Source organism: Microvirga pudoricolor, assembly GCF_016892705.1.
GTDB lineage: Bacteria > Pseudomonadota > Alphaproteobacteria > Rhizobiales > Beijerinckiaceae > Microvirga > Microvirga pudoricolor.
The window spans coordinates 710,644-729,770 of the sequence record NZ_JAFEMB010000001.1; the positions used below are offsets into that span (position 1 = coordinate 710,644).

At 50.8% G+C, this 19,127-nt stretch carries 11 protein-coding genes; 1 reads left to right on the forward strand and 10 read right to left on the reverse strand.

The window, feature by feature from the left end; translation table 11 throughout:
- Nucleotides 1-667 precede the first annotated feature (667 nt).
- Nucleotides 668-2,872: a Wzz/FepE/Etk N-terminal domain-containing protein gene (locus ILT42_RS03345; protein WP_204213895.1), complete on the forward strand. Its 2,205-nt coding sequence runs from the start codon at nt 668-670 to the stop codon at nt 2,870-2,872.
- A gap of 270 nt (nt 2,873-3,142) precedes the next feature.
- On the opposite strand, the gene ILT42_RS03350 is transcribed toward ILT42_RS03345, so the two are convergent.
- The 10 genes from ILT42_RS03350 to ILT42_RS23185 form a co-directional block, all read right to left on the reverse strand.
- Nucleotides 3,143-4,246, reverse strand: coding sequence for a DUF354 domain-containing protein (locus tag ILT42_RS03350; protein ID WP_204213896.1), 1,104 nt, complete (start codon nt 4,244-4,246; stop codon nt 3,143-3,145).
- Between the two features lie 4 nt (nt 4,247-4,250).
- Nucleotides 4,251-5,018: an AglZ/HisF2 family acetamidino modification protein gene (locus tag ILT42_RS03355; RefSeq protein WP_229428335.1), complete on the reverse strand. Its 768-nt coding sequence runs from the start codon at nt 5,016-5,018 to the stop codon at nt 4,251-4,253.
- Entirely contained in the window at nt 5,011-5,637 is a 627-nt protein-coding gene (gene hisH, locus ILT42_RS03360; RefSeq protein WP_204213898.1) for an imidazole glycerol phosphate synthase subunit HisH, read from the reverse strand. The genes ILT42_RS03355 and hisH overlap by 8 nt, the downstream gene beginning before the upstream one ends.
- A 35-nt stretch (nt 5,638-5,672) precedes the next feature.
- On the reverse strand, nt 5,673-6,827 hold the full coding sequence (locus ILT42_RS03365; protein WP_204213899.1) for an adenine nucleotide alpha hydrolase family protein: 1,155 nt from the start codon (nt 6,825-6,827) through the stop codon (nt 5,673-5,675).
- Nucleotides 6,824-8,695 carry an asparagine synthase (glutamine-hydrolyzing) gene (asnB, locus tag ILT42_RS03370; RefSeq protein ID WP_204213900.1) on the reverse strand — a complete coding sequence of 624 codons (1,872 nt, stop codon included), beginning with the start codon at nt 8,693-8,695 and terminating at the stop codon, nt 6,824-6,826. Before asnB (ILT42_RS03370) ends, ILT42_RS03365 begins: the two co-directional genes overlap by 4 nt.
- 2 nt (nt 8,696-8,697) lie before the next feature.
- Nucleotides 8,698-11,550 carry an asparagine synthase (glutamine-hydrolyzing) gene (asnB, locus tag ILT42_RS03375; protein ID WP_324617713.1) on the reverse strand — a complete coding sequence of 951 codons (2,853 nt, stop codon included), beginning with the start codon at nt 11,548-11,550 and terminating at the stop codon, nt 8,698-8,700.
- 76 nt (nt 11,551-11,626) lie between these two features.
- On the reverse strand, nt 11,627-12,517 hold the full coding sequence (locus tag ILT42_RS03380; protein WP_204213902.1) for a glycosyltransferase family 2 protein: 891 nt from the start codon (nt 12,515-12,517) through the stop codon (nt 11,627-11,629).
- 13 nt (nt 12,518-12,530) lie between these two features.
- The gene (locus tag ILT42_RS03385) at nt 12,531-13,772 is read right to left on the reverse strand and encodes a hypothetical protein (protein ID WP_204213903.1); all 1,242 of its coding nucleotides are present in this window, start codon (nt 13,770-13,772) and stop codon (nt 12,531-12,533) included.
- 23 nt (nt 13,773-13,795) lie between these two features.
- Complete coding sequence (locus tag ILT42_RS03390) at nt 13,796-15,139, reverse strand: lipopolysaccharide biosynthesis protein (RefSeq protein ID WP_204213904.1); 1,344 nt, start codon at nt 15,137-15,139, stop codon at nt 13,796-13,798.
- Between the two features lie 789 nt (nt 15,140-15,928).
- Entirely contained in the window at nt 15,929-17,428 is a 1,500-nt protein-coding gene (locus ILT42_RS23185; RefSeq protein ID WP_204213905.1) for a M10 family metallopeptidase C-terminal domain-containing protein, read from the reverse strand.
- Nucleotides 17,429-19,127: the final 1,699 nt, after the last annotated feature.

Sequence of the window (19,127 nt, forward strand, 5' to 3'; positions counted from 1 at the left end):
TCTGGCAGTGCCTGAATTCGATCTCCTATCGAATGAAACCGTATTCATATCTAAGAGATCCTATCCTGCCCGACTTAAAGGCTGCGCAGGATTGCCTGGAAAGATACAAAACACAACACGGTGGTTCTTTTCTACTCACAGCCAGTAGCTGTACCACATAGTCTACTTTTGGGGCTAAACGACGCGCACCAACGTCTCAGAGTTGACCGCCTGTCTCCTATATCAGCCTCGATCAAAACATCGCCCAGATCTTCCGACCATGTTGAACCATAATACGTTAGGACCACTTAGATATATCTCACAAATGCTAAGTTACTACAGATGCTAGACACAGTCACTCATGGCATAGTGTATATGCTTGAGATTAACCTGAAAACAATGTAGGCTGTCGCACCATAAAAGGATGATCATATCTAAGGACGTTTCCTTGGAACCGCTGTTACCACTATCATACTCACTATGTTTGTCGCGCTTAGTTCCTTTTAGGTTGCCGGGTTTAGGGCGAGTACAGCCGACCATTAATGCTGATTTTCTGTTTTTAAGTCGGAAGACACATAGCATTATTTAGGATATTATTTGTCAACATGTGATGATTGAGAAGAATGCATTAGCTTCTTCTTGACTTAGCAACGCTTCGATCATTCGCCGTCGTTAGACTGAGGCTGTAATGTTAAAATCGAACCCGCTTCAAGGTATGGACGTTGTTGGAAGAGGACACGAACATCCCGATGGATCGGAGTTAAACTTAAGATTTCTGTTCGACTATGTTCGGCTGCACTGGCGGCTTATGATTGCAACCTTGCTCGCATCTCTTGGAATCGCGGGCTGCTATTTGGCTTTAAGGCCTCCACAGTTTATAGCGACCGCACGCATTTTAATAGACGACCGGCAAGTGCAACCATTTTCCCAGCAGGCGATTGTTTCCGAGCTTCCGCTAGATGCAACGGTTGTCGACAGCAATGTTGAAGTTATCAGATCGGAGGCTGTAAGACTTTCCGTAATTGAGAAACTGAAATTGTGGGCGGACCCTGAATTTGCGCCGTTGCACCCTTCCCTACTGTCGAAGCTTGTCCGGCTGAATTTTAATTCTTCCAGCAGCTCCTCACCTGTTCGCACCCGGGACGAGCGCATTCTGCAGGCCCTTGCAGCGCTCGATAGCAAACTGAGTGTTCAACGGATTGCACGAACATATGTGCTGGAAATTTCAATTCGTTCCTCTAATGACGCCAAGGCAGCTCTCATAGCAAATACATTTGCAGACGCATTTATACAAGACCAGTTGAAGTGGAATTTCGACGCTACAAAGCAGGCGAGTGATTGGCTTCAGACGCAACTTGATGAGCTGAGCAAGAAAGTCGTCGAAGCTGATCGAGCGGTTCAGAATTACATCGCAGATCATAATCTGCTTGATGCTGGCGAAGGACGCACCATCGCCCAACAACAATTAAGCGACGTCAATAAGCAGCTCGTCCAAGCTCGTGAACAAGTTGCCGAATCGAAAGCCCGCCTTGACCGCATTTTGTCTCTCGATACAGACGATATAGCTAGCCCTGCATTGTTGGAAGCTCCCGGTGGCCCAACGATACCTGTGATCACAAAACTTCGTGAGCAGTATCTTTACGCAGTTCAACAGGAGTCCGAACTCACCGCGCGATATGGTTCAGAGCACTCCGCTGTCATGGATCTGCGACGGGAAATAGAGCGATTGCGCATGGCAGCCCATGAGGAACTGGAGCGCATCCGCAAAGCCTATCGGAGCGACTACGAGCTTGCTAAAGCGCGCCAGGACACTGTTGAAGCAAATTTGGATCGACTATTAAGCATTGCAGCTTCTGGGAAACAAGCAGGCGTCACATTGCGCATGTTGGAAAGCTCGGCGCAGTCCTACCGGAGGTCATACGACTCCCTTCTCCAAAGATTTTCCGACTCCACTCAGCAGCAATCCTTCCCTAGACCGAGGGCTCGTGTCATCACACCGGCCCGAGCAGGCGAACAGTCCCAACCAAAGACCGAGATCGTCTTCGCAGCAGCATTGACCTTCGGCCTTCTTTCTGGTGTTGCGATTGCATACGTGAAACGACAACTCGATCGCAGTCTCACGACAGCACGCCAAGTGCAAAAGACTTTAGGTACCGACTGCATTGGCGTCGTTCCACATGTAACTATCAAACGGAAACGTAGAGACATAGCCGTTAAGCGGTCCGACCCAATTTCTCGGACCCTATCTAGTGAGATGAGCCTTGAGCGATACGCCATTTATGAGCCGTCTTCCTCTTTCGCGGAGGCAATTCGCAGGATAAAAGTGGCAGTCGACACTGATACTGTAAGAGGCTTCAGTATAGGTATCGTGTCAACGCTAGAAAGTGAAGGCAAGTCGACAGTTGCGGCGAATTTTGCGCATCTTGTTGGAGGTCAGGAAAACCGAGTTCTCCTCATTGATGCGAACTTTCGACATCCGTCTCTGACACAGCAGCTCTCTTCAGGATCGGTCGAGGGTCTTGTTCAGCTGCTTCGCAGACAGAGATCAATTGATGATGTCCTATGGAGCGACCCGCTCATCGGAGTAGACTTCTTGCCGAGTGGCTCGCTTCTCCCGTCTGTTGAATCTGTTGGACTGCTGTCATCGGCTGCGATGGGACAGCTTCTTATGGAACTTAGAGCGCGCTATAAATATGTGATCCTTGATCTTCCTGCCCTAAAACACGCAGCTGATTCCAGTGCTGTAAGCAACTTTGTCGACCAGTTCTTGCTCGTTATTGAGTGGGGGCAAACGTCGGCGGACCTCATTGAGGAGACCCTAGCCTCAAGCCAAGCCGTTCATGCGCGCTTGGTCGGCGCTGTACTCAACAAAGCTGATACAACCCGAGTTTGATCTCACAAGCGATAGATCCAGCAGTTCTGAAGACTATGCATTGCAAAGTGTGAGAGTTATGTAAGCCATGTCGTCGCATTTCTGACTCCCTGATTTACGAGCTATGGGTGAGTAGCCGCCATGGCAGTGACGTATGGTCGAAGGAACAACGTCTTTTGCCAACGACTCCAAGTGTACAGCGAATTTTACGCGGCCAACGAGCAAGCTTGCATATTAAGGACTGCCAGCCCTGACGCAGTCGAACCGGTGATCATAATCTCGCGGGCCATGTCACGTCACTCCAGTATCAATTTTGAATTGATACTGATATGCAGGATCCTTCTGCAACCAGTCACGGCTTGTGGGGTATCCTTCGAGCAACCACACCATAAGTGCAGTGACATCAATTTTCTCGTCTAGTATGCGAAGCCGGCGTTTTCGCCATTCGGCAGACGTTTCTCGCTGAAGGAGAGCCATCGCTTTATCAAGCAGTCCTTGGTAGGAAACCAATAGCTCTTGCACCCCGTATCTTTCCAACTCCACATGCACACCTGGACGGGTGGCCGGCGCCAATAAGCTGTTTACCAGGATGTTCGGGACGCCGAGCAGAGCACATTCACTAGCTGTCGTGCTGCCTTCGCCAATGTATAGGCTGGAATATGCTAGAAAGTGATGCAACTTCTCTGGCGGCAGCTTGAGCCGGTATGGCTCCAACTCAGCTGGCAGCGTCCCTTCTGAAGAGATGAAAATTCGGCCGTACGGTTTCAGGTTATCGACCAGCTGCAGCTTCTGTTGTCTTGTCAACCCTTTTTGGCCAACGTCGTGGTTCGCGTCCCAGGAGACGAAGCGAAGTAGGATGTAGCGGTCCTCCGGCGTAAGATGCAGTTCTGCAAGTATGCTTGGATCGGGCTTGAAATATGCTGGCGCTAGATGACAGAGTTCGATGAAGCTGTCGAATGTGATTTGCTTTTTCCCGAACCGTTGACGATAGGCCTGCGGAGTAACAACTAGTTCTGTAAAGGGCCGGTAAACGAACTGACCCAACTTTGCATGCTCAGTGTCGTCAAAAGCGATATGAGGTTTTCCCATCAACCGAGAAATGTGAGCTGCATAGGGAGATGCGAAACTCAAAAAAAGATCAGGATTGAAAGCTTGCGCGACTTTCATGACAGTGTGATCCGCCCTTGGCATATAGAGCAGCTTTGCCGTCAAGCTCCTCCCGCCGGCACCCCGCGATGTATAAGGAATTCTGTAAGCATCGAGTAATCTTAGAGTCACCTCCTTGTCTCGTGCTACGACTGCTACTTTATTCCCACGCTGTTCCAATATGCTAATAGCGTTGCGGAAGTAATGGACATGCCCAGGATGCCCGATGTCGAGAAGGATCTTTCTCATCGGATCACGTTGGACGGAGAAGCTGACGCAGTTCTGATTGCGCCGGAAAATTGATGAGGACCGCTCGCCGGGGACCGTGATAAACGAAGAGACTGCCTGCAGCTGCAGCTGACGCTTTTCCCTCGGTCACAACCCGGCAAATATCTTCGAAAGAACCACACCCTCCCAGAGCTAAGACTGGAACCTTGACCGAAGAAGCAATAGTACGAACTATGTCGAGTGCGTAACCGCTCATCATGCCATCGTGTGACACGGACTGAACGACGATTTCGCCCACACCACACTCCGCAAGCTTTTGCGCCAACACCAGTGGATCGAGAGTCGTAGAGCGGCGTTGAGTGTGATCATAGACACGATACGTGCCCCACCATGATCGCGTGACATCAATGCAGGCCACGATTGTTGAGGATCCAAACTCATCAGCAGCCTCCTGAATGAACTCTGGATGCCTCAATAAAAAAGAATTGATACAGACACGTTCGGCTCCCGCCCTGATGAGCTCTTCGATCGCCCTCAGGGACCGGATACCGCCTCCAACTGTAAAGGGCATCCTGGTTTCATCCCCGATCATTTGCACAAGGACGGGGTCGATTGAGCGTCCTTCGACACTCGCTTGAATGTCGAAGAAGATCAGTTCGTCTGCTCGGAGATCGTTGAACAGGCGCACAGCGTTGATGGGATCGCCGAGATATCGATGCTGAGCGAATTGCACGCTCTTCACGAGGCCCTTGTGCTTCAAAAGCAAGCATGGGACAACCCGAGGCCTAAACATGAGCAAGATCTTTGACCAGATTTGCAAAGTTCCTGAACAGCACTAAGCCAGCGTCCTGACTTTTCTCCGGATGGTATTGAAACCCTACGATGTTGTCCTTCTGCAGCGCAGAGACGAAAGGATGTCCATAGTGGCTGGTATGAAGTATGTGATCCTCATTGGCGAGTTCAACATGGTAGGAATGAACAAAGTAAAATAACTCCTGCGATGACAACCCCTCGAGTATTGGATGTAGCCGAGATGCCTGCACGTTGTTCCACCCGATATGAGGTACTTTCAACGTCGCATTTGTCGGCTGGAGACGGCAGACTTTTCCCTTTATCCAACCCAAGCCAGCTGCGTTTCCCTCTTCGCTAGAGTCAGTGAGCAATTGCATGCCTAGGCATATTCCCATGATGGGAACGCGATCACCGAGGACGCGGTCGTTCAAGAGATTGAGAAGACCCTGTCGCCTAAGCCGCTCCATGGCCTTGCCGAAATGACCAACTCCCGGCAGCACTAGAGCGTCCGCTCTTCCTATCACGCTGGAGTTTGCGCTAAGGCAGCAACTCACGCCAGTCTGCTGCAATCTGTTAAGGACGGATCGTAGATTACCCATCCCGTAATCGACAATCACCACGTTTGGCATCCTGCTACATGCCTCATGCTAGTGAATCAACCAGCGCGCTCCTCTATTTCATACAATATTTTCGGCTTCACAGCAAATACACGTTGAAGGATTGGGGTTGCTAGATGAAGCATTTGTTTCATGAGAGGATAGTAAGATGGATAGTCGGTGAACGTATGGTTTTGCGCGTTCCAGATTCTATCAAACGCAGAAGACGTCAAAGCGAGTTTCTTCAGAACGTATTCTTTATCTTGCTCCATCCTATCGAGATCGTAGGGAGGCTGAGAGATTGCCTGAAGCGCGTTATCACGGGATATTTCGCCGCTGAGGACCTGTGCCGATAATGTAATACGACGCTTATCGATATTGAATTTTCCGGGCAGCCAGTACGCGATGGCGAACTTTGTGAATACGTTTTCATGGTGATGGCCACCATAGTACTCCCATCCATAGAGTTGCTCCAACAGCGCCTGGGCATCTCTCTTCTGATATTCAATGTAGTTGAACGGCGATATGATCCTGATCTTCTTGCAGTAGCCCAGATACAGGAAGTCCCAGAGTCTCATTGTCGGATAGCTTTTGAGTGAGATTTCGCCATGCTGCTCATGCACGAATTTCAACTGTTTGAGATCGGTGTAAGTCCACTCCGACGGCTGCTTGCCCTCCGAACGAAAATCACTTCCAATCAATACATATCTCAGGTTTTCTTGATCAGCGACTTTGTAGAGGATCGACTTGATGGCGAGGTCAGTCGGTGCATCGATCCAGGGCAATCCCGCCATCATATAGGAGCGCAGTATCGACCTTATCTCGTCATAATCGACGACGTAGGTCTCCAGGTCGATATTCAAGGAGGAAACGACTTTCTTGAGATTTTTGACGGCGACATCGGAGTTCCAGCCGTTATCCAGGTTCACAGCCAGCGGATTGAGACCGTACTCTCTGGCAATATGCAACAAGTAAGAGCTGTCTGTGCCCCCACTCACACCGATTACACAATCATAGCGCGCCCGAGCGGGTTTGCGATGTTTGATCTGAGAGACGATTTGTTGCCAGAGAGCCGACCCCTCCTGACCTCTTGGAAAGCCGGCCGCTAGATTCTTCTGAATTCTGGCATAGTTCGACACACCGCGCTCGTCGAACATAATGCCTGGCACTGAGGTGTCCCAGATTCCCTCCTGACAAATCTGATACCTACTCATGGCGCAGATACCTCCCGATCCTTCACGGTGCTTTCGGTCGGAGTAAACTTTTTCAGAAAGTTTGCGACCTCAATCCATTTCCATATGTCGCGCGCGATATGGAGACTTCCCTGTCTATGTAGTTTCAGCCGTTCACGGCAGGTCTCCACATCGAAGTATCCTGACTGGGTGAACGCCACACTTGCGAGTGCCTCGTCGGCTTTCCGCTGAAACAAAGGCGATCGCATCCAGTCGTTCGCAGGATTTTCAAAACCTATTTTGTCCTGGCGGGTACGGATGCGCTCCGGCAAGCAATCACGCATCGCCTCACGAAGGATCCATTTCGTAGTCCCGTGTCGAATTTGGAACTCGGCCGGGGACGCCAGTGTCTTCTCGACCAATCTGTAGTCGAGGAAAGGTTCACGCAACTCGACGGAGAAGTACATGCTATTCAAATCGTTCCACTTCAGATTATGCTCAAGCTTACTCTCGAAGTGCTGAAGCAGCGATTCTTTTAGCGACTTTGGGTCATATAACTTTTGCGGGATCTGCGTGTCTCGGGCATGCTTTTGATGAAAACTAGAGCTGACTCCCTGAGCAGCACGATAAGAAATCGCCGACTTAACCTTGCTGGGGACCATGTAGTATCCAAGGTACGCGAGCGCTTGGAACGAGCGATGATGTTTGTAGTAAGTCTTAGCCTCATGCAGCAGTCTCAGGATCTGTCCGGTCGATAGAAGCTCACGGAAGAAGCTGCCGAAAAAATATGGGTATCCGCCCAATTGCTCATCGGCGCCTTGGCCATCCATTAAAACGTTCAGATGGCTTGATGCATCTTTCATGACCTTGAACTGCGAATAGATGCTAAGCCCTCCAAAGGGCTCGAAGTGACAGCGCATCAAGTCATCAAAATCTGTCAGCAACGTCTCCTCAGTTGGTAAGACGTATACCAAGTTCTCAAGCTGGGATTCATATTCTTGAATGAAGGAGCGTTCATCCCCCGTGCGACCATCGCCGTAGATGGCGGAGAAGGCGTAGTAGTCGCTCTTATGCAGGCCGTTGATCAACATTGAAGCGATGGATGACGAGTCCAGACCTCCACTGAGGCAGATACCCACCGGCACATCACTGCGCAAGCGCAGGGCTATTGCCGATTTGAGCGTATCATAATACTCTTCCGGGCCACTCCAGCCCTCAACGAGATGATCCTGAAGCTGATACCAGCATTTCACCTTGGCTTCATTTCGCACGACAGTGACGCATTGCCCGTGTTTGAGCTTCTTGATCTGCTTTACGAAAGTGTTTTCATCCACATCTGTTCGGGAATGCATTAGATAGTCATAAAGGACTTGGTCATCTGGCTGAAGTGATTTCCCGAGCCTTCGGACATGCTCGAAAATCGGCGGTATCTCGCTCGCAAAGACAAATGTGTCATGTGTTAGATAATAGTAGAAAGGTTTGACGCCAAACCGGTCACGTGCAGCAAACAGGGTTTTGGTTCTCCGATCATATATCGCGAAGGCAAACATGCCATTGAACCGCCGCAAACAGTCATCGCCCCAATGACAATACGCTTTTAGCAATACCTCCGTGTCCGACCGCGTTTGGAATTCGTACGTGTAAGAGAGTTCTTTTTTGATCTCAAGGTAGTTGTAAATCTCACCATTGAAAATCAAGACGTATCGCCCATCATCGGAGATCATAGGCTGGTGGCCAGCGCTAGTAAGGTCCAATATACTTAGACGCACGAAGCCAAGGCCGATGTTATCCTCTATGAAGGTTCCGACATCATCTGGACCACGATGCCGCTGTCGCTGCATCATAGCTTCGACCTCAGGCCTATGAACAGGCTCTCCGGATAGGTTAAAGATGCCTGAAATCCCGCACATGACTATCCGACGTCCCCAACGGTAATCGGGTAATTGGTGCGCCTGCCTGTCAACCTCCAAAGTAAATAAGTCTTCTGTTCCTTCCGAATTTGCTGCGTCACAAATTCAGGGAAAGGCCTTTCTTTCTGCAGAAACCGTGTCTGAATGTAGCCAAGCACTTGTGCGACTGGGCCAAGAAGGAGCGGACGCGTTAGGGATTTTGAGAGTGCCTTTGCGATGAAATAGAGGCCAACATACGGTACTCTGCCGTTAGAGAGGCCTGTGCGATAGTGATTATACAGTGCGGAGCCAACCCGACCTCCCTCGGGCTTCAAGTGCTCGAACTCGAATGGCAGCATACGGGTTTCCCAGCCTTTAGCGCGTGCTGCTGCATTATCGATCGTATCCCAACTAGTGTGCGGGAAAACGCCTCCAATGTCGCTCAGGCATGCGGCTCTGTAGAATTTTGTGGCACCTCGGGTGTTGCCAACCGCCGTTTGGGCCTTCTCTCGGATCCCATTGGTGGTCAGATGACCAGACGCTATGCCGAGTCGGTCATTGTGTAGAAACTCACTGACTATATTGGCAAAAAATGTCGTGTCGAAACTCACGTCTCCATCAAGTTTGACCACTATGTCGCACGGTATGTGCACCTGCGAGAGCCCGAAATTGAACAACTCCACGACTCTGGAACTGTAGTCTTTAGGCTGCAACTCCGGGCCGAGCACTATCTTGATCCAACTGTGTTGAGCTGCGTAGCGAGCCAGTATGTTTGCCGTTTGATCGGTGGAATGGTCGTCGACGATGATCCACATCGACGGTTTAACCGTTTGCTCAATGACGGATTGCAGTGTCGCCTCTATGTAGGAGCCTTCATTCCGCACAGGCGAGATGACAACAAACGTAAGGTCGCCTGCGAGAGTGGGCCGATTTTGAAAGAATGTTCTATGCCACAAAGCCAGATTTAACTGGCGTAGCATGCTCTTCATTCGCTTATGATCGGTGTAGGAGTGATCCACTTGCTGACGGATATCTCGCCCAAGCCCCCGTGAATGGAGATACGGCGAGTTCTCCACCGTTCTGCAAAGCCATTCCTTCAACTCGCCACGGAACCAGTAATCCTGTGGGATTTCCCAGCCCATCTTATCTCTTCGCCAAGTAATTTCGTCCGGCAATAGCCCATCCATAGCGCCTCGTGCCATGTACTTGGTCCACCCTGCGCGGATCTTGTATGAACTGGGGATACTGTGCCAGAACTCTGCAAGTCGATAGTCCAAGAACGGATAGCGAACCTCCACGGAGTGCGCCATCGAGCTGTGATCTCCGTAATGCAAGAGCGTCACCATGTGGTTGAAATAATCATGGTGGAGCCGCTCGTTGACGCAAGCGAATGGGTCGGACGTTTTCCCCATCACTCTGAGTGCCCAGCGACAGGTCTTTTTTAATCCGAAGAGGTTCAGAAGCTTGGCGACAATCCCCATATGAGCGTAATGACGTGCACCTGGCATTGTCGAGAGAGATTTGTACTCATGCCAAAGTGATTTCGCAGGCAGGTTTGCCAAGTGATTGATTAGATAATATCGATAGCCGCCTTGGAGTTCGTCGGCACCCTGCCCATCAAGTGTAACGGTCACTCCGTTCCTGCGGGCCAGCTCGTACGTGAACATGTACGACATCAGCGTACTCTCTTGTGGGTTTTCCATGGCCCACACCATGTTCTGCATTTTTTCAGGTACTTGTGCTGCTTGTGGCTCAACAGAGTGAGCGTCCAAACGGTACCGCGCCGCCATCAGATTGATGTGTTCACTCTCATCGCATCCACGAGTTCCTTCGCTTGGATAGACCGTCGAGAACACTTTCAGCTTCTGCCCTGTTGGCTGCTTTCGTTGGAGCTCGTGAATAAAGTGGACAATCGATGAGCTATCCAGCCCTCCGGAGAATGCGGTCCCGACTGGCACATCGGATCGAAGGCGCAACCGAACGGCATCCTGGAGCAGAGCTCGATACTGCACCGCGTACTGCGAGGCTCTTTGTGGCTCAAAGCGCTCAGTGGATGTATTGACTCCGACGCTCCAGAATGTTGTCGCCTTCAACTGGCCTGGAGAGATCTGCGATATGCTACCGTGCCAGTACGACGCACGCGTGAACCGAAAAACGTTGGTGAACGCTGTTTCATCCTGAAACTCCTTCACCCCTTCCCGGAGAAAAGTCTCGATGTATCTGTCGTTTGGCGCGGTCAGGACGTCCGGGTGAGCCAAGATGGACTTAATTTCAGAGCCAAAAACGAAGATGCCTCCGCGATTATAGTAATATAACGGCTTGATGCCCATTCGATCGCGACTGATGAAAACTGTATCCCGCTCCCTGTCGTAGATGACCAAAGCCCACATTCCATTGAAGCGCCCAAGGCAGTCTGCGCCCCAATGATCGTAGGCTGCCAAAATGACTTCAGTGTCCGACTGGGACTGGAAGATATGTCCAGCAGCCTCCAACTCCTGCTTTATCTCAAGATAATTGTAGATCTCCCCGTTGAACACGATCCAGTACCGCTCCTTGTAACTCATCGGCTGGTGGCCAAACGGCGACAGATCGATAATCGCCAGTCGCCGGAAGCCGAATGCCAGCGTCGCTGGGAGGCTTGAGGCGGACGTGACCGACATGTTGGGGTAGTAAGTGGGGACATGCCCTCTTTGAGAGGAATGGGCACCGCCAAATATCGATATCTGCTGCGCATGCGCGAGCAGGTAGCCTTCATCATCAGGACCGCGATGCGCGATGACATCAGACATCCGGCGTACATGCTCGGCTAATGGCCGAGCTTGCCGACTGGTATGTATGATGCCGACGATTCCGCACATGGTTGCGTTTGCTTTCATCAAGCGGCCATGGCCATCCGATCTCCGCTAGCACCTGCCGGTCCGGCTGCCATGCCTTACTGAGGTAGAGAACGCGTTACACACTCAAGTGCCGGTACTTCCAGAAGTATGCACGACATGTACCAGCAATAAAAAGGGCGACGGCTAAAGGCCATAGAGGCGCGATACCGTGGCGTCGGTAGAATGCAATGTGTTTCTTGAGAGAGTTGACCGAGTGTCTGTTGAAGAAACTTCGAAGAAACACTCGGAATGTTTGCTGACGATGTGCGGTTCCTTCTGATGTAAGCTTTTCACTGGTCGCCACCCAAGCGTCCCACGAAACATAGACTGGGAATCCCCGCTGAAGCGCAGTCAACGCATAATCGTCGTCAGACCCATATTGAGGAAAGGTGATCTCGTCCATGTATCCGACGTCACGGACGACTTCTTTTGGTATGAACATGCCCCGCCCGACCAAGCCATACGTCGGATGCAGCCCCGTCATGGCTTGAGGGTCGAAAACACAAAAGTGAGGCAGATAGCTTGTCAGCTTTAGTCTCCAACGTGCCAAGTGGGCGTTTCCTGAGAAGGTAACCCTTGGAGGTTCGGTATCGGCGAGGGACATGCTGCCGACCAGAGCCGGCTCGCCGAGCGATCTCACGGAACTGATAAGCTTCAGAAGATAATCTTTCTCAATCTGGCTATCGTCGTTCAGAATTAGAAACGCATCGGGATCGAACGCGGCTTCTGCGTACTGGATCCCGCGGTTGGCGCACCGTGTGAACCACCAGTCGCCGTCACCCATGACGCAATGAACGTTCGGGAAGCGAGAGGCCAATATCTCAGCGGTGCCGTCTGTTGATCCATCAACCACGACGACGACGGAGAGGTGAGCATCAATTGGATGCTGCGCCTCTAATTGGATCAGGAGCGAGACCAGACAGGATCGCCTGTTGAACGTCGGGATTATGACAGCGATGCTTTCCATCGATGCTCACTTTCTACGACTTCGCGGATCTAACCGCCGATAGCGGCGGATGCCTCACTTCCTGAAAACGAAAACAGTCTGCTAGGAACAGAAACGAAAGCGGTAAAGCTCGGTCGAAAATGACTTGCGAGAAACCTGCGGACAGTATGGCGGCAAAAGCGTAAACCGCAAACCACGACGAGATTCCGGCCGCTCGGCAGTAGCGGAGGAGAAATTTGAACAGAATGGCGAAGTAAGCGATAGCGGCCGGAATACCGTAGGTCACAGCTAAGTACGTGACGCCATTGTTGCGGTGAATAGAGGGATCCAACGCTTTTGCTAATTCGCCGAACCGGTTCTCAGCCAAACGCCCGAATCCGATCCATGGACTCTTAACAGTGTCCAAGACGTCAAAATACGCGCTACCAAAGCGTGACGTATTATCTTCCTTCGTCAGACTTATATTCTGATCGATTTTATCTCCCAAGAAACCGATGTCGCTGTAAGCTAGCGTTGCGCAAAGCAGCAATGCGAGCGCACAGCATACCCTCAGAACCGCCGTTATCGCATCATTCGTCATGAGATATCCGACGATGATAATAAACAGGGATATATAACCTGCTGTAGAAAATGTGCTGACGACCGACACGACGAATACAATATTTTTGCGTTCCAGAAGTTTTCTCTGGCGAGCGATATTAAAAATCAGAGCAAAATTCAGGAACACCGCAAAGCCTCCGGGCTCCCAAAACGGTCCGGAATTACGAAGCACTGCCCCCCTCGCAAATGGATTGAAGGTGTAGATAATGATGTTGGGGTTGTGTTCATAAAGACTTTCGCCTACCGAGAACACGGGCCTAAAGAAGATAATAGCGAGGTCCTGAATCAGAAAGCTCTCCACCGAAGGGATAAACGTCAGGAAATAAATAGGTAGCGCAATCGATGCTATTACGTACATGACATTTACATAATAACGGGGAAAGCTCTTCCCACAAATTTGAACGATAACATAGACTGTCGATAACTTAACGATGAGGGTTATCAGCGATCCTACAACGAGATTATCGAAATATAGGGCTTGAGCCATCTCCAGTGCAAAGAACGCTAAGATAAGTCGTAGTGGGCGAACTCGCAGCGTGATGCCATAAATCATGGCGCACAGAACGGAAAATACGAAAAGCAGCGCGACGAATTCCTGAGAACGATAAAAGAACTCGATCCCCGTCACTGCGATCAAGCCATAAACTAATCCATACTGAATGCGCGTGAACGCCATGATCCACCACAAATCTGGTGACGCTAACTTTTCGAGATGCCTGTTTTGATAAGCCTCATGCATTGAAGAGGCGCCTGGATTGAGAAAACGGCCATACACAGACAATTGGCCCACACGATGCCGACTACGCCTTTGCCTGCCACAATAGCGAGTCCATACGTAAGTGGGAAGAAGACCGCGAGAACGACCAGAGTCAGCAAGAACTGCAACCTGATCCTTCCCACGCCGTTCAGAAGGGTGATGAAGACGGTATTCCAGGCGTAGAGGCTTACATAGATGGCATTGGCGACGGATAAGCTAAAAGAAATATCGGTAACGTCACCTGTCCAAGCTCTATAAATCCAGTTTGCATTCATAACCATTATCAAAATGCAAGCTTGCATCATTATCCATAGGACAATCATTCGCCTAACAGTAGTTTGAATCCAAATATAATCTTTTTGAGTGTGAGCCTCGGTGAATGAAGACCATAGGGGAGCTGCAATGATGCTGAACGCCATGGATATAACATTGAAATAACGGTAAGAAATATTGTAGTCCGTGACCGCGCTTGGCCCGAACCAGCGCGCAATCAGTATGTTATTCGTTTGGTAGAGGATAACAGTAGCCATCTGCATAATGAAAAACTGCGCACCGAGACTCATAATTGATTTTAATTTACTTAAATTCACATACGGGATCGACGGAGCGATATCTGGAAAGTCGTTATAGTAGTAGTATAAGTTGATAGTAAGATATGTCAAAGCAGTTACTGCACTTTGAACAACGCAGAAAAGCAAAAAAGACGTTTGGGCAGTTAGAACGAGTATGTAGACTCCACATAAAGAAGAGAGGTTTATGATGAGAACGATCAGGCCCGTCCGGCTGTTCTTCTGATGGGCATTCAAAACCGAGTTGATCAACGACAAAATGATCTGCGCGAAGAAGAGGCTGACGACTACCATACATGCGAGGCGAAGCTCTCGCTCTCCCACATCGTTCACCCCGAATATTTTCGGCCAGTTGATGAATGATGATGCCATCAGAAAAACAACCCAAAGCAGCGCCATCAACGCGCCCACGAAGGCGTAGGCGGTGCTAACGAGTTCACGAGCTTCGACGAGCTGATTTCGCGTCAAAGCCTCGGCTAACCTGTTTCGTAGGCCATTGCCGATCCCGATGTCGAAGAACGTAAGCCAACCCGTGAGCGAAGTTAGCGTAACCCAAATTCCATATTGTTCTTTATCGAGGTAACGGAGGGAAAGAGGAACAAGGAGCAACGTGGCGACGATCGAAGCGCCTTTGTAAAGGATCGAGCGATAGATATTATTGACAACATTTATTGTGCGTTGCGATGCACCAGAAAGCAGAAACTGTCCAACGTTCATGACGAATCTCGCTACATGGTTGGCAACTGTCAGCTTGGTTCGAGTAGCCGCTGCTCGTTAGACAGGCTCCGGGCATTTGCAGAACGAAGTCATCATAAATTCTCAGCTAGCCCGATGTTGCGTCTTTTTTGACAGAGCCGTCAAGCTTTGGTCAGACGTGGGAGCCATGACCTTTGTGATTGTAGAATGTCTTAACGCTGATCGATCCACCGCAAATTATATTATGCGAATTTTAGGCTGACCCCAATTTGAAGCTCAGCAAGTCGGAGCGGTCCTTTTGATACTCCGGTGGATAGTGAACAATGCTGGAAGTATCATAGATTATGACTCAGCTTGAGCACACAGCTCATCACCGAGCGACTTATTCAGGCCAACTCGTTCCGACAAGGACACGCCCTCCAAGCAGCACATCTGCAAGAAGTATATTTAAAGTTGAAAGCGAGTCCTCCATCTCCCAACATCTGCGACTGTCGCGATCTGATCGTCCAATCGCTAGAGCAGACGGATTATATCCACGAGAGACATTTGCGAGATGGGTAGGATGGAAAGTGGGCGCAGAGGGCGCCCACTTTGTTCACATTGTCTGGTAGATCGAGTTCAGCAAGAACAGCAGCCGTCTTCGACATCGCAAGAACCTTGGATCAATCGTTCCGACGAGGATGGCTTGGCATTCAACAGCCACGATGTGTTGCTTGCTTACCCTATATCCTTTCAAGGAACTCAGACCAACCGAGGCAAGCCGACGAGCTTAGCCAAAGGACGTCGCGCTGGGTCCCCATGGTCCGCCGTTCAAAGGATAAAATCTGCAGCTCCGAAAGTGTGAAGACCCTTAACTTGGATCTTGAAGTCTGCTGCAGGGTCGGAATTGATGTTGCCTTCGATGTAAGTAACGCCCTTGGTCTTATCTTGGGTGAAGTGCAATTGGCCCGCTGTGGTGAAACCGTGCTTGCCGATGAAGCTGAACGCTTCGTTCTTCGTTCCACCTGCTATCGCATCGATTTTCGACAGATGGATTCGATCTTCACCTTGCACGAAGTCCTGTATGATATCGCGATGCGCATCTTTTGCCGAGGCAAAGTAGAATGTGTCATGGCCTGGACCGCCGAAGAGCTTGTCCCGACCTGCGCCGCCGTCAAGCAGGTCATGCCCGGCGCCGCCTCTGAGGATGTCATTTCCCCCTTTAGCATAGATCTTCGTACTAAGATCGGTCGCCTGAAGTCTGTCGACGGCTTCCGTTCCAGTGATCTTGAGGTTTTTGGAAGTGCTCGCCGAGGGAGTGGGTTCGGAAAGAGAAGGCGTTGCCCCCTCGGGACTAACAGCACCTGTCTTAATGGCGGCTTGGCTCAAGGAAATGGCTTGCGCCTGGTCCATGATTGTCGTGCCTGTCGCTGTGCTGACTTTGTTGAGATACAGCCCGCTGTTGTAAGTCTCGTTGTTGTTTCCGAAGAGCATATTGTTCTTGTAAACATTCGCCCCCGTGTTCCCATCCTCGATGATTGCCCAATTCCGGCTGCCGATAATAACGTTGTCCGCTACATAGAAGCCGGCAGCAGGCACTTTGACGGCGCCGTCATAGTTGGCGATTAGAATGCCATCGAAATTGTTTGTGAGGGTATTATGGACGATGTCCTTGTTGCTGGATCCGTGATTGGTCTGGATCGCGCGCCCGCGATTGTCATGGATAATGTTGTCTTGAACGACACCTCCGCTGTCTGAAAGGTACAGAGCATGGAAGTACGGGTTTCCTGAAACAGGTCCAAAGCCGATGTTATAAATTTCGTTGCCGATGACATCGTTATCAACATTCTTATAGCCATCCATCAGGATGCCCGCACCTCCGTTGCTTGAGCCAGTGAGGTCACGGATGTCATGAATTTTGTTTCCGAGTACCCGTACGTGCGAGGCATTGTTGTGGATGCCTATAGTCGCGTTGTCGGTTCCGATGATCTCAAAACCTTCAATGTCGACATACGATCCCGTGTTCTTCCAAATAGCTTCGGCCTTGACATTGTCGACCTTGATGATCGCCTTGTTTGGCGCCGTCGAGACGTAGCGAATGCGAGCGCTGTCTGTACCGCTTGCTGTGCTGAAGACGTGACCTTTGTACGTGCCGGGCGCGACATAAACCGTCGTACCGGGCGAGGCTACGTTGGCGGCAGCTTGAAGTGTCGCAAAGGGAGCGAGCTCCGAACCGTTGTTGCTGTCCTTGCCCGTGGGGGAGACGTAATAGACCGACTTGGCTGTCGTCGCTGAAGCTGATGCATAGGCCGAATTGTTGACGTCAAGCACTACAATGCTCTCCTTTGCCGAGACTGAGTTTTCGGGGGTTTCATAAAGGCGCTGGACAGCGCCGTGTGGATAGATTTTCTTACAGAATTAATTCAACGATACTATATTTTACGTGTGATTTACCTTTATTCCTAATAGTTGTTATGTTTATAATTTGTCCGGCACAACAAACTAAGATGGAAGGCTGAATTATTGCTCTGAAAATAAGTCCATTACACTCAGACTATGCATGGATAGTTGAGGATAAAATTTTTGATTTGCCAAATTCGTATCATTTGATATTCTTCCTATTCTGTCGTGTTGGTGCGAATTCTTATCGCCGACCTAGTCTCATGGATTCGATAGGTCAAGCTTAAATTGTCGAAATCCTATAACCTACCTAAATGGATTGAATGTAGATTCGTGAGGATATGAGCACTCCTCAAAGGCATGTATTCACATGATATCTTCACCGCTCACGCCACGGACAATTTGCCCCACATCTGCCAGACGGGAGCTAGGTCTCCCGAAATCGCGAAACTTTACTGATTAGCGCCGCACCAAATGGACTGCTCGTTTATCATTGGGGTTTGCCTGACCAAAAACTCGATCGGCCATTCTCCAATCCGCCGTTTCGACAGCCGGTCGAGGAGCTATGACGCGGCCAACCAAGCGCGCATGACTCGTGCGCGTAGATTCACCCTGTGGGAGGTGTCGTTCTTGCGGCTGTCACGATAGGCACTGCCCTCGTCGGTGCCGGTCGGACACCTGTCAGCGAGATCTCCGTCAGTCTCGAGAAACCCAGTCAGAATAGAGTCGATCGTGCGGTTCGCGACAGAGTCGTTAAGCTGACTGGCCCGATCCATGTCCTGGCGATGCGGTGATCTCACTTACGACGGCACTTGAACATCGATCAAGCGAACAAGGGGCTCTGGCGGCACTCTCTCAATGCGACCCGGTGAGCACACGGCACTGACGAGCGCGCGATTCAGATAAACAGGCTGTTTGGCTATAGATGCCCGGTGTGTGGGCTCTTCCCTGCGCTTCAGTGCACAAGCGAGATTGTGCAGTGTGCAGCTCGGATAGACCGGCGCGGTCGGTTGCACATCGGTGAGGTGAAGCCGGTTTCGAACTCTCCCCGGCAGCTCGCGCTGAGGGTTTCCACGTCAAAGCAGAGCGTCATCGCGATGTTGCGGAGATTCCGGCCATGCGATGCCGTGAGCCATGCTGCGACAGCCCATTCCCGGATGGCAGAGAGGAGCCAGAAACCATGGGCTGCTCGGTGACCTCATAGACCCGGCCGAGGCCATGGCATCGGGAGCAAGCAACCTCGGGAGTGTGGCAGAGATGGAGTCAGCATCGGGGGTTGTCTGACCGCTGAGATGATCTCCCCCCAAAATAATGCATGCGCAAGAGCCTGAATGAGGTGCCACTGCTGTAGGGCGATGGTGGGTGGAAGACCGTGATCTCGTCCACGCGATGACTTCCCTGAACCAGGCATGCCTGTAGGTACCACGAGCGCATTGCGTGAGATGTCGAGATCGGTGTTCCTGAGATTGTGCTCGCGCCACGCCCACCTGCACGCAGATGCTTTTTGTCTCCCGACAGGACTGGGATCAGTTGGAGCTTGGACTTCCTTGACGTTGCAACGGTCGGCGGGAGGTAGGGTTCGCAGGGGACGAGGGTTGCTGAACGCCTCAGCCTAAGGAGGCAACAGGGC